At 67.4% G+C, this 12,785-nt stretch carries 10 protein-coding genes; 3 read left to right on the top strand and 7 right to left on the bottom strand.

Translation table 11 applies throughout. The features are described from left to right. From WAW17_RS23140 to aspS, 6 genes are all read right to left on the bottom strand, one after another. A partial coding sequence (locus tag WAW17_RS23140; RefSeq protein ID WP_422335243.1) for an AAA family ATPase occupies positions 1-679 on the bottom strand: 679 nt, incomplete at its 3' end. Between the two features lie 188 nt (positions 680-867). After that, positions 868-2,043 carry a kinase gene (locus tag WAW17_RS23135; protein WP_422335242.1) on the bottom strand — a complete coding sequence of 392 codons (1,176 nt, stop codon included), beginning with the start codon at positions 2,041-2,043 and terminating at the stop codon, positions 868-870. Positions 2,044-2,119: 76 nt separating this feature from the next. Further along, positions 2,120-3,070 carry a transglutaminase family protein gene (locus WAW17_RS23130; protein WP_422335241.1) on the bottom strand — a complete coding sequence of 317 codons (951 nt, stop codon included), beginning with the start codon at positions 3,068-3,070 and terminating at the stop codon, positions 2,120-2,122. Beyond that, positions 3,067-5,658: a circularly permuted type 2 ATP-grasp protein gene (locus tag WAW17_RS23125; RefSeq protein WP_422335240.1), complete on the bottom strand. Its 2,592-nt coding sequence runs from the start codon at positions 5,656-5,658 to the stop codon at positions 3,067-3,069. The genes WAW17_RS23130 and WAW17_RS23125 overlap by 4 nt, the downstream gene beginning before the upstream one ends. Further along, positions 5,655-6,629, bottom strand: coding sequence for a DUF389 domain-containing protein (locus tag WAW17_RS23120; RefSeq protein WP_422335239.1), 975 nt, complete (start codon positions 6,627-6,629; stop codon positions 5,655-5,657). The genes WAW17_RS23125 and WAW17_RS23120 overlap by 4 nt, the downstream gene beginning before the upstream one ends. Before the next feature lie 105 nt (positions 6,630-6,734). Further along, complete coding sequence (aspS, locus tag WAW17_RS23115) at positions 6,735-8,543, bottom strand: aspartate--tRNA ligase (RefSeq protein WP_422335238.1); 1,809 nt, start codon at positions 8,541-8,543, stop codon at positions 6,735-6,737. A 145-nt stretch (positions 8,544-8,688) separates the two neighbouring features. Between aspS and WAW17_RS23110 the strand changes: the two genes are divergently transcribed. Both WAW17_RS23110 and WAW17_RS23105 read left to right on the top strand, forming a co-directional pair. Beyond that, complete coding sequence (locus WAW17_RS23110; RefSeq protein WP_422335237.1) at positions 8,689-9,606, top strand: neutral zinc metallopeptidase; 918 nt, start codon at positions 8,689-8,691, stop codon at positions 9,604-9,606. 143 nt (positions 9,607-9,749) lie between these two features. After that, complete coding sequence (locus tag WAW17_RS23105; RefSeq protein WP_422335236.1) at positions 9,750-11,012, top strand: serine hydrolase domain-containing protein; 1,263 nt, start codon at positions 9,750-9,752, stop codon at positions 11,010-11,012. Between the two features lie 97 nt (positions 11,013-11,109). Here WAW17_RS23105 and WAW17_RS23100 read toward each other — a convergent pair whose 3' ends face one another. Further along, positions 11,110-11,463 (bottom strand): hypothetical protein, encoded by a 354-nt coding sequence (locus WAW17_RS23100; RefSeq protein WP_422335235.1) that lies wholly within the window; start codon positions 11,461-11,463, stop codon positions 11,110-11,112. Positions 11,464-11,677: 214 nt separating this feature from the next. On the opposite strand from WAW17_RS23100, the gene WAW17_RS23095 reads away from it, so the two are divergent. Then, positions 11,678-12,785: ABC transporter ATP-binding protein (locus WAW17_RS23095; protein WP_422335234.1), on the top strand; the 1,108-nt coding region annotated here is incomplete at its 3' end.

The following is a 12,785-nucleotide window of genomic DNA, read 5'->3' as shown; positions in this document are numbered from 1 at the left end:
CCGCCAACCGCACGAGGTGGTCCATCGCATCGCCCGCGATCTCGATCTCCCCGCCCAGACCCCGCTCGTCGGTGCGGGCCCGCTCGAGGAGCTCTTCGATGTCGTCGGCAGTCAGCGACTGCAGTTGCAGCACGAGTGATCGGGACAGCAGAGGCGACACCACCGAGAACGAGGGGTTCTCCGTGGTCGCGGCGACCAGCAGCACGATGCGGTTCTCGACCGCTGCCAGCAGCGCGTCCTGCTGGGTCTTCGAGAATCGGTGCACCTCGTCGATGAACAGCACCGTCTGTTCCCCCCCGAGCAACCGGCGTCGCGCCAGGTCGATGACACCGCGCACTTCCTTCACTCCGGCGGAGAGCGCGGACAGCGCCTCGAAGCGACGGCCCGTGGCCCCGGAGATCAGAGACGCCAGAGTGGTCTTACCCGTACCGGGCGGCCCGTAGAGAAGCACGGACGCCGCGCCTGACCCCTCGACGAGACGGCGCAGCGGTGCCCCCGGCCCCAGAAGATGTTGCTGACCGACCACCTCGCCCAGGGTGCGGGGCCGCATGCGGACGGCGAGCGGAGCGTTCGGATTCGCCGGCACGCCCACCGGCGTGGCGGCTGCCGCCTCGGTTGCTTCCGCGGTCTCGAAGAGACCTGCCGACTCGTCCTCGTCCGAACCGAAAAGATCGCTCACAGGTTCGACGCTACCCGGGCGCCGTGACAGCGCGTTCGCCCAGGGATCGCTGAATTCTACTGATTCCGTCCGGACGACCCCGCCGACCCGGTGCCGGACGCGCACCGGGCCACCGGATATGTCGTGGCTTCCGGGGGAGGACGCGTCGTACCGTCCGTCGAGCCGGTCATCCGAGCTGGGCGCCGGCGCTAACCGACCACGGTCCGCCGGAGAGCGTCCGCCACTGCGCGGGCGTGCTCGGCGACCACGGCGTTCCCGGCGCGGTCCGCCGAACGGGCCAGCTTGTCCCATCGCTGAGTCAACGCCACCGACCGTGGTACGGACAGCTGGTGCTCACGGACGGCGGCAATGCGTGAGTGGTTGACCGGCAGGAACAGGTAGGTGCTGAGCCACACCCAGATCAGCTGGGCCTCGACCATGCGCGACGCCAGTACGTTGTCGTCCGCCAGCGCGGGCCACATCCCCACGACCTCGGCACGCCAGGCCTCGATCATCGCCTGCGCCCGGTCCTCCGACAGTTCGATGCTGCACAAGCATCCCGGGAACGACACGAGCGCGTAAGCGATGTCGAGCATCGCATCACGGAAGCCGCCCCACTCGTAGTCGAGGAAGCGGACACCCTCGTCGTTGACGATGATGTTGTCGGGACACAGATCGGAGGGGCTGAAAGCACGGAATCTGCGACTTTCGAAAAGCTTCGCTCCTCGGAGTACCTCGTCGGTGATGTCCGCCGAGACCTCGATACCGAGGATCGACGACAACATGCCGGGGACCCGCTCGACGGCCCGTCCGACCTGAGCGGTCACGGTGTTTCCGTAATGCGTCACCTCGGCTCGCCGGAGCAGAGCGGTGAAGTCCTCTTCGCGGCCCACAGTCGCGGCGTGCATCCGGCCGAGCGCCTGTGCCATGGCCATAAGGGTGTTGGTGACCGTGTCGGAGTCGGAGTGCTCGAGCAGCGCGCTGATCGGGGTGGAATCACCGAGGTCGGTCAGCACCAGCAGTCGGGCTTCCAGGTCGGACGCGAGAAGCGAGGCGCCCGGCCGGCTCTCCGTCGCCAGCGCGGTGGCGAACTGGTACGAGACGGCCTCCCTGAGGAATGCGCTCTCCCCGTCGGCGCTGGGATCATCGGCGTCGACCGCCCGTGATCCGGGCCCCCGAGATGCCTCGCGGACCTGCTTGATCACCAAGGTCCGCGGGAGCGAAAACGGATTCTCGGCGACGCGTACGCGGAGCACGATGGTACGTCCGCTGCCACCGAGATCAACGGGGTCCACAAGTGTCACGGGTGCCCCCGTACGACGTGTGAGCAGCTTTTCGGCTGCGGCAACTACCTCTGAAACGGGGTCGGCCAGTATTGCAGTCATCGCCGTCCAACTTACCTGTTAGTGACGCGGATCATCGACTCCTCCGCAAAGTACCCACCGAGCACTCGGGTGCATTTCAGCATTTCTGCTGGTCCACCGGGGTCGCTTCGACCGGTGCGACATCAACCGACACCGCAATGGTGCTGTTTCGTGCCTCTGTGTATATCACTCCGCGGAGGGGAGGTATGTCGGCGTAATCGCGCCCCCAGGCGAGCACGGTGTAGCGCTCGTCGACCAGTTGGTCGTTGGTGGGATCGAATGCGAGCCATCGGTCGCCGGGCATCCAGACCGCGGCCCAGGCGTGCGTTGCGTCGACGCCGATCATCCGCTCCTTTCCCGGCGGCGGAGTGGTCGCGAGGTAACCGGACACGTAGCGTGCGGCCAGTCCGCGGGACCGCAGGCAGGCGATCGCGAGACGGGCGAAATCCTGGCAGACGCCCGACCTCTTCTCGAGCACTTCCGCGACCTTCGTCGACACCGAGGTGGAACCGGACAAGTATCGGAAGTCGCGGTAGATCCGGCTGGTGAGATCTATGACCGCCTCGGCCAGAGGACGTTCCGGGGCGAAACTCGGGGCCGCATAGTCGCGGACCGCGTCCGCGATCTCGGGCGGTTCGAGGTCCAGGACGAACTCCTGAGCCATCGCCCCGTCCGTGCCGAGCGGCCGCGACAGCTCCCACGGCGAGTTGGCGGGGGCGATGTCGAGGCGGCGCCGGTCGGGTCCGTACACCTCGACTTCCGACTCCGCCGTCACGACCAACGTGTCGTGTGCAGTGTTCACCTGGAAATACAGGTCCCGGTTGCCGTAGACGTCGGTACCGGTGGACCGGTCCGACGGTGCCGGTGAGATGGCCACGCTGGCGGCGACACAGTGTTGTTCCTCGGTGTCTCTCGGCAGCAGGAACCCCCGCCCGTACGAGGACGACACCGGATCCGAGTACGTGTAGGTGGTGCGGTGCGTGATCCGGAACCGGCGCGGCACCGGCCGCCCGCCCCCCTCCCCCTCGATCCGTCGTCGATCGGTCACGCCGGCACCCCGCCCGACTCGCCGGCGGACGTCGACGTCCACACGGTCGCGCTGCCCCACAACGGCTGCGTTCCGCCCGGGAGCGACAGTTGCCCTTTCAGCATCACCTCGGACAATTCCCGGAGCTGTCCGTGAACCTCGGTCGTCAGCTTGCCCAGGTTCTCCCGCGTTCCGGTGGCGTCGACCGCCTCGAGTCGCACAGGGTCCGCACGCCGGACGATGTTGATCATGTCGTCGACCAGCCTCTCGGCCGTCGACGACCCCGACGCGTCGGGCAGTGCTGCCAGATGGCTGCGCAGGGCGTCGAGTTGAAAGGCCAGCGACCGCGGGTTGCGCAGGTCGAACAGCAGCAACTCGGCAACAGCGGCCGGGCGGAACGTGCGATTGCGCCGGCGGTACACCACTGCGCTCTCCGTCGCGACGAGCAGCGACTCGATCAACGCCCGCTCGGTCGCGCTGCCCGCCCGGTGCCGGAGGATCGACGCCACCAGGGTGGTGAGGGTCGATGCCCGTTCGATGCGCTTGCCGATCCCCATGACGTGCCAGCCGGTGTCCCGGACGAGGGATTCCGCCGCGATACCCGACAGCGCGAGGGTGCCGGCGAGCACCGCTGACTGCGCTTCCCACAGCAGGGATCCGTCGCCGACGTCACCGTCCACCTGGCCGAGTGCGCGCTCGACCATGCCGAGTACCGCCCAGATGTCGCCGGACAACTGTCCGCGCACCGCCCGCGCAGCCTGTTCCACACCCTTCATCGAGTGGGCGAGTGAACCCTCCAACCCCGCGTCTCCCGTCAATGCATGGAACTCCGTCTGCACCCTGCGCAGAGCCCCGGCCAGGTCCGGCCTGCCCTCCAGGTACCCGTCCGAACCGTCCTGGAGTGGGCGTGTGGAATCGGCGGCGCCGACGGCGACGACGGTCTCGAGGAGGATCGGCAGGGATTCGCCGCCTGCCTGCCAGGGCCGCAGGCTGTAGTCGCGGTACTTCTCCCCGACCGCCATCATCAACCGGGCCATCCCCTCGGCGCGTTCGGCGAACCTGCCCATCCAGAACAGTTCGGTGAGGACGCGCGGTGAGATCGTCAGATCGGTCGTGGTGGTTGCGTAGGTGGGAAGTTGGTCGCTCTCGCGTTCGCCACCCTCGCGCGTGTCCGTGGAGGCGACACGCTGCTCGAGTCGGATCCAGACGTCCTTGGCCCCGGAGCGGACTCGCTCGGCCCGTACAGCCGGCGCCACCGCGATACCCAGACCCCCCGGCATCGGCGTGAATCCGACCCGCTGGGCGACACCGAAGAGTCGCACACCTGCCGGCGCGAGGTCGATGCGTCCCGAGTCACCGGCTGTCGGAGCGTACGCCGGGTCCACTGTCGTCTGTCCCACCCAGCGTTCGGGCTCGGCTCGGACGAGATCGAGCAGATTCTCACGTTCCGCAGCACCCAGTTCCGCCGGGACGATGGGCGGACCGCCTCGCACAGTGCGGAACACCATCGCCTCCGCATTCACCAGCAGATGTGACAACTCCGAGCGATCCCCGCCCCAGAAGCTCGGAGCCGACGGAAGAAGCAGATCCTCGCCCAGCAGATGACGGCACAGGCCGGGAAGCCACCGCGGCAGCGCGGGACTCTCGAGTACGCCGCTGCCCAGGGTGTTCACCACGGTGACCGCTCCCCGGCGCAGCACCTCCACCAGTCCGACCACACCCGATCGCGACGACGGCCGGAGATCGAGTGGATCCACCAGTTCGGCGTCCACGCGGCGCACGATGACGTCGACGCGTTCGAGATTGCCGAGAGAACGCATCCACACGTATCCGTCGCGAACGACGAGGTCGGCGCTTTCGACGAGCGGGAAACCCAGCAACGTGGCGAGGTAGGCCTGATCGAATGCCGCCCCGGACCGGGTGTGGGGACTGAGCACCACCACCAAGGGGTCCTCGGTGCCGGCCGGTGCCGCCTCTGCCGCAGCGAGGCGCATCGACTGTACGAACGACGACAGTGGCCGCGGTCCCACCTTCTCGTACATGCCAGGCAGGGCCCGGGCCATCACCCGGCGATTGGCCATGGCGTAACCCGCGCCTGCCGGTGATTGTGTGTGATCACGCACCGCACGGAAGGTGCCGTCCTCTGCGCGAGCGATATCGAGACCGTGGAAGAACAGTTGATGGCGGCCGGGAACTGTGATGCCGTGCGCAGCCCGGACATACCCCGCATGTCCGAAGACGATGCGGGCGGGAATCGCTCCGCTGCGCACCAGCGTCATCGGTCCGTACAGGTCGGTGAGTATCGCGTCGAGGAGCCGCGAACGCTGGACGAATCCGGCTTCGAGTCGATCCCACTCGTCGGCGGCGACCACCAGCGGCACCGCATCGATCTTCCAGCGCGCGGGGATCGACGGAGCTCCGACACCGTCGTCGTCGGGGGTGATTCCGTGATTGTCGACCAGCAGTCGGATGCGGGACTGCAACCGGCGCACGGAATCCCGATCCGCGTTCATGAAGTCCTCGGCGAGTTCTTTCCACGACTCACGGACCCCGCCGTCCTGGTCGAAGAGTTCGTCGTATCCGGCGCCGTCGTGCGGCAGGACGGTCATCGACGCCTCCGGTCCGGAGGAGCCCCGCGGCGGCTCCGGGCCTGCGCGAGAAGGCGCCCGGGGTCGGTTCCGCGCCGCAGTCTCACCGCCAGGACGAACACGCCCGCCACGACGATACCCACGATGTTCACTCCCAGCTGGCACACGGACAGAGCCGCGATCCGCCACTCGCCGACGGTGACCGCGACCACGGCGAACCCTGCCGCGGGCACGGTGGTGACGGAGATGAACACGCCGACGAGCGCAGCCGACTTCGAGGACACCAGCGCGAGCATCCCCGCCGCGCCCGCGAGAAGTGACACGAGAAACGACAGTGCCCCGACTCGATAGATGTAGTCGACCTGATCCAGCGACTCGAGGCTCTCGATATCCATCCATCCGGCACGCTCGAGAAGAAGTGTCACGAGAAGGGTGCTCACCATCGCGAACGGAAAGCCGATCAGCAGCGCGATCAGCGATCGACGCGCGAGTCCGAGTTTGCGGCGGGACACCGCGACCGCCAGCGCAGCGAGCGGCCCGAACTCGGGGCCGACGACCATGGCCCCGACGATCGTGACCGGCGAATCGGTGACAACGCCTACCGCCGCGAGCAGGCACGCGATGGTGAGGAAGGCGAGGAAAGTGCCGTTCAGCGTCGACTCCTCACGCGTCCGGCTGATCAACTCCTCCCAGACGACGCTGTCCGCCGGGTCGCCCGGAGCCATCTTCTCGGCCCTGTGTGCCGCCTTGGACAGCACGGTGTCGACAGATTCGACCATGATCGCCCCGGTGCGCGCGATACCCAGCGCCTCGAGCGCATCGATCACCTCGTTGGCCGATTCCCGGGCGACATCCGCCTGCACCGAGTCCCCGGCCGGTTCGACCGCGACGCCGCGCAGAACCACCACGTGAGTGGCGCCCGACGCGGCGCCGAGGACACCGACCACGTCGTCGGTGCGGTCGACGGGGCAGATCACTCGCAGATGCAGCATCGCGTCCCCCGGCCGTTGCGGATCATCCGGCAGTCCGAATCATCCGGCAGTCCGAATCATCCGGTAATTGTCGTCCGGTGATCCCATCGGGGCCGGGAGAATTCCCTACTCTGCCTTCTTCCACTTGCCCGCGGGTTCGGGAAGTTCCGGCCTCGGCTCCGGCGCCGCGTCGATTCCGGACTCCTTCCGCTGCAGGTCGGTGATCGGGGTCGGCGCGTCCGTCAGCGGGTCGACCCCGCCGCCGGACTTCGGGAACGCGATGACTTCGCGAATCGAGTCGACGCCGGCGAGCAGCGCGGTGATACGGTCCCAGCCGAACGCGATGCCGCCATGCGGCGGTGCACCGTATGCGAAGGCGTCGAGCAGGAAGCCGAACTTCTCCTCGGCCTCCTCATGCGAGATTCCCATCACCTTGAACACCCGCTCCTGGATGTCCCTGCGGTGGATACGGATACTGCCGCCACCGATCTCGTTGCCGTTGCACACGATGTCGTAGGCGTATGCCAATGCCGAACCCGGATCGGTGTCGAATGTCTCGATCGACTCCGGCTTGGGGGAGGTGAAGGCGTGGTGCACGGCCGTCCATGCGCTGTAGCCGAGAGCGACGTCGCCGCCGGCGGTGGCGTCGGCGGTCGGCTCGAACAGTGGCGCGTCGACGATCCAGACGAAAGCCCACGCATCCGGATCGATCAGGTCCTGCTTACGGGCGATTTCGCCGCGGGCCGCACCGAGGAGCGCACGCATCGGCTTGGTGGCACCGGCGGCAAAGAAGATGCAGTCGCCGGGCTTCGCGCCGACGTGCGCGGCGAGGCCGTCACGCTCGGTGTCGGTGAGGTTCTTCGCCACGGGTCCCCCGAGCGTCCCGTCCTCGCCGACCAGCACATACGCGAGCCCCTTGGCGCCGCGCTGCTTGGCCCACTCCTGCCAGGCGTCGAGCTGCTTACGCGGCTGGCTCGCGCCACCGGGCATCACGACAGCGCCGACGTACTCGGCCTGGAACACCCGGAAAGTGGTGTTCTCGAAGAACTTCATGCACTCGACGAGTTCGATGCCGAAACGCAGGTCCGGCTTGTCGGAGCCGAAGCGGCGCATGGCCTCTGCGTACGTCATCCGAGCAATCGGGGTTCTGATCTCGTGACCGACCAGCTTCCAGACCGACTCGAGCACCTCCTCCGCCAGCAGGATCACGTCGTCCTGGCCGACGAAGGCCATCTCGACGTCGAGCTGAGTGAATTCGGGCTGACGATCCGCGCGGAAATCTTCGTCGCGGTAGCAGCGGGCAATCTGGTAGTACCGCTCGATACCGCCGACCATCAGGAGCTGCTTGAACAACTGCGGGCTCTGCGGCAACGCGTAGAAGGTGCCCGGCTGCAGGCGTGCCGGCACGAGGAAGTCGCGTGCGCCTTCCGGCGTCGAACGCGTCAACGTCGGTGTCTCGACCTCGACGAACTCGTGGTGCGCGAGGACCGCCCGTGCCGCGGCATTGACCTTGGACCGCAGACGGATAGCGTGTCCCGGTCCCTCACGGCGCAGGTCGAGGTAGCGGTACTTCAGACGGATTTCCTCGCCGGCCTGATCGTCGAGCTGGAACGGCAGCGGCGCACTCTCGTTGAGCACCTCGAGGTGAGTGGCGTTGACCTCGATCGCCCCGGTGGCAATCTCGAAGTTCTGGTTGCCCTCCGGGCGCAGCTCGACGGTGCCCGTGATCTTCACGCAGTACTCGGCCCGGAGACGGTGCGCGTGCTCGGCAACCGCACCTTCGCGGAAGACCACCTGCGACACCCCGGAGGCGTCCCTCAGGTCGATGAAGATCACCCCGCCATGATCACGACGCCTGGCAACCCAACCGGTGAGGGTCACGGTTTGCAGGGCGTGCTCGGTTCGCAATGAACCGGCGAGATGTGTGCGCAGCACGGGATTCCTTTCGAAAAGGTGGAGCAGGCTTGTCCGTCGGCGTCGATCCTACGGAGACACTGGACGTGATCGGAAACGCACACCCGCAACACGTGCGAAGCTCAGGGAACCAACTCGTGATCGTCCGAAGAGAGAGCGACAGCACATGACCTTCAACGAGGGCGCCCGGATGGGGTCGGGCCGGGTTTCTGTCGGCGGTGGCGGTGGCGGCGGCAAACTTGTGATCGGCGGTGGCGCCGGGGGCCTCGTCATCCTCGTGCTCGCGTTGTTGCTCGGGGGCGATCCCGGCTCACTGCTCGGCGGCCTGAGCGGGGCCACCGACACCTCCGGTGCAGGTCAGGGCGCGAGCCTCGAGAACTGCGAGACCGGCGAGGACGCCAACCGTGACGTGAACTGCCGTGTGCAGTTCACCGTCGGCAGCCTCGACACGGTGTGGGGACAGGAACTCGCCGCCCAGACCGGAACCGACTACGTCCAGCCCGGCGTCGTACTGTTCTCCGGTTCCGTGAGCACGGGTTGCGGCAACGCGACCAGCGATGTGGGCCCGTTCTATTGCCCGGCCGATTCGACGGCCTACTTCGACACCAGCTTCTTCCAGCTCCTCGTCGACCGTTTCGGATCCAACAGCGGACCCCTCGCACAGGAATACGTCGTCGCGCACGAGGTGGGTCATCACATCCAGAACCAGCTCGGCGATATCGGACGGGCGCAATCGGATCCCCAGGGCGCGGAATCGGCTGCGGTGCGCACCGAACTGCAGGCCGACTGCTACGCGGGCCTGTGGGCCCACTACGCCGACACCCTCCCCGGCCCCGATGGCGGTCCCCCGTTCCTGAAGCCCCTCTCCCAGAGTGACATCGACGACGCACTCTCCGCGGCCTCCGCCGTCGGCGACGACCGGATCCAGCGCTCCGCGGGTGGCCGCGTCAACCCGGAAGGCTGGACCCACGGCTCGTCCGAGCAACGCCAGAAATGGTTCGTAGCCGGCTACGAGAGCGGCCGGGTCCAGTCGTGCGACACCTACTCCGCCCGCGACCTGAACAACCCGCCCGCCCTCGGCTGACGCTCCACACCCCCGCGCCTCGCCGCCTGGAGGAAACCGATGCGCCATCGGGCCGGAAGCAGCGGCGCCGTGCCGGAGGCGGCACACCGTCAGCCCGGTGGATTCCGGCCCCGGGAACGGTCGGGATCTGCCAAGCTCAGGCGATGAATGGGGTGACGCGTCGGATGATGCCGTTGGTGTGCACTCTCGGACTCCTGGCTGGGTGCGGTTCGACGAACGACGCGGCGTCCCCGGAATCCGGCACCGTCACGGCCGGGTCGGAAGGCGTTCGGTCCGGCGCCCCGGCCCAGGCCGATGCGGTGATGAAGATCGTGCACGACACCATGGCGGAGAGCCGCTTGAAGGCAGTGATCGTCCGCGTCTCCGTGGACGGCGAAGAGATCGTCAGGCAAGCTGTCGGCGAGTCGATGACCGGCGTGCCCGCCGCCACGGACATGCACTTCCGCAACGGCGCTGTGGCCATCTCCTATGTGTCGACCTTGTTGCTCGAGCTGGTCGACGAGAAGCGGGTCGGTCTCGAAGACACGGTGTCGAAGTGGCTGCCCGACATCCCGAACACGGAGCGTGTGACCCTCGGCCAGCTCGCGCGGATGACCTCGGGCTATGCCGACTACGTCCAGAATCCAGCCTTCACCGACGCCGTTTATGCACAGCCGTTCCGAAGCTGGACGCCCGAAGAGCTCATCGCTTACGGCACGTCCCAGCCCCTGTTCTACGAGCCTGGGACCAACTGGAACTACGCCCATACCAACTACCTCATCCTCGGTCTGGCGCTCGAGAAGATCACTGGCAAGGAGATGTCCTCTCTCATGGAGGAGAAGGTGCTCGGTCCGCTGGGCCTGGACAACACCACCGGCGCGTCGACAGCATCCATTCCCGAACCCGTCCTGCACGCCTTCAGTTCCGAACGTCGGGAGTTCCTCGGCATTTCCACGGGCACACCGTTCTACGAGGAATCCACCTATTGGAATCCGTCGTGGACCATCACCCGCGGCGCTGTCCAGACCACCGACATCGACGATCTCCATGACACCGCAGTCGCCGTCGGCACCGGCAAGCTCCTGTCGCGCGAATCGTACGAGGCAATGGTGTCGACAGACCTGCGTGGCAAGACGACCGCCCTGCCCGGATGCGCTACGTGCATCCCGCAATCGGAGGGCTACAGCTACGGTCTCGGAATCGTCACCACGGGCAACTGGCTGATGCAGAACCCGATGTTCGGCGGTTATGCCGCCGTTGGAGCCTTCCTGCCGTCGGAGAAGATCACCATCGCCGTCGCCGTCACCTATGGCCCGGCCGCGTTCGACGACGCGGGCGTGTACAAGAACGAGGCCGACACGCTGTTCCGGAAGATCGGCGCCCAACTCGCTCCTGCCGACGCCCCGCCCACGCCACCCGCGAGGTAATCCGGTCACACCGCGTCCAGTGGGCCGTGGAATCGGCGTCCTTGCACCCCGGGGAAGGCGAGATCCCCGCCGACGGACATGTCCCACGGCACCGCGATCACCTTCGCGGCGTCACCTGACAGATGCGCTCATGCATCCGCGGCGGCGCGCCGACTGCACGGAGATATTCGAGGCTCTCCGGCGTCCGGCTCGCGACCACCGCCAAAGCTGTAGCGGGCAGTCGTGGCAGCAGATCGATACGCACCCAGTCGTCGATCGACGCCCACCGCTCATGGGTGTCGATCAACACCTTTGGCCGGGGCGACGCGGTGCGGCCGTCGGACCCGTCGATCACGGCGCCCACTGCCTCGAGCACTGCGCGGCGAAGTGCCGCCACAGCGGCCCCGCGGCCACCGGCAGTCGACCCAGGTTGTCGTGTGGCCGGTGTGGACGTGCCCGGCGTCTCGTCCACTCGACGGACGCCACCACCCGGGCCGGAATGGCCGGACCCCTGCGTGGTGTCGAGACTCGGAACTCCGATCGCACGCGTGTGCCTTCCTATCGTCGCAGTGTGCGATAGGCGCCACCGGAGCACCACAGGACTTCGGTAGAGCGCCGTTCATCCCGCGGTCACTCGCGGGTGCTGACATTCACGACATGACATGGCAGCACGGGAGGAGATCCGAGTGGCGGGGATAAGGCTCGAACGGGTGTCGAAGCAGTTCGGCACCGCGCACGCCGTCCAGGACATCGACATGGACATCGCCGACGGCGAATTCATGGTGCTGCTCGGGCCGAGCGGCTGCGGAAAGTCGACCCTGCTACGCATGGTCGCCGGACTCGAAAACCCCTCGTCGGGAAGGATTCTGCTCGACAATGCCGACATCACCCGAAAACCCACGCGCCAGCGTGACGTGGCGATGGTGTTTCAGAGCTACGCGCTCTACCCGCACCTCAGCATCGCGAAGAACATCGGGTTTCCGCTCCGTGCGCGTCGCCGTCCGAAGAAGGAGATCGGCGAGCGCATCGCCTCGGTCGCCTCGGCCCTCGGACTGCGCGAACTCCTCGACCGACGGCCCGCCGAACTCTCCGGCGGACAGCGCCAGCGGGTCGCCCTCGCCCGCGCCATGGTCCGCGATCCCGGAGCCTTCCTCATGGACGAGCCGCTGTCCAACCTCGACGCGAAGCTTCGGAGCGCGACCCGGACGGAGCTGATCAGCCTCCATCGGAGACTGGGTACGACGTTCATCTACGTCACCCACGATCAGGTCGAGGCGATGACGATGGCGACGCGGATAGCGCTTCTCAACGAAGGCAGGATCGAGCAGGTGGGAACACCCACCGAGCTGTACGACACTCCCCTGTCCACCTTCGTCGCCGCGTTCCTGGGTGCGCCGCCGATGAACCTGTTCGAAGCGACAGTGGTCGAGCGGGCCGGACGGCTTCACGTGGTCGCCGACGGTGTCGACGCCCCGCTCGGGATAACGGCGGACACGCCGTTCACCAGCGAAAAGGTAACCGTGGGTATCCGACCCGAGCGCCTGCGCCTCGACCCGTCGACCTCCCAGGTCCGTGGCGTCGTCACGGCGACCGAAAACCTGGGCAGCGAGGAAGTGGTGCATGTCGCGGTGGGCGTCAGCACGCTCTGCGTCCGCGCCGCGCGCCCGGTGGGCAGAGCGGTCGGCGAGTCGGCGCACCTGCGGGTGGAACCCGCCGACATTCACCTCTTCGACTCCACCTCGGGCCGCCGGCTGGTCTGGCGGCCCACCCGTGAACACGGGACGTCCCCACGCG

Origin of the sequence: Rhodococcus sp. (in: high G+C Gram-positive bacteria), from assembly GCF_049286785.1 — a bacterium.
In the GTDB taxonomy this organism is placed as follows: domain Bacteria; phylum Actinomycetota; class Actinomycetes; order Mycobacteriales; family Mycobacteriaceae; genus Rhodococcus_F.
The sequence above is the reverse complement of the archived record's forward strand: the minus strand, read 5'-3'. Positions and strand labels throughout refer to the sequence as shown.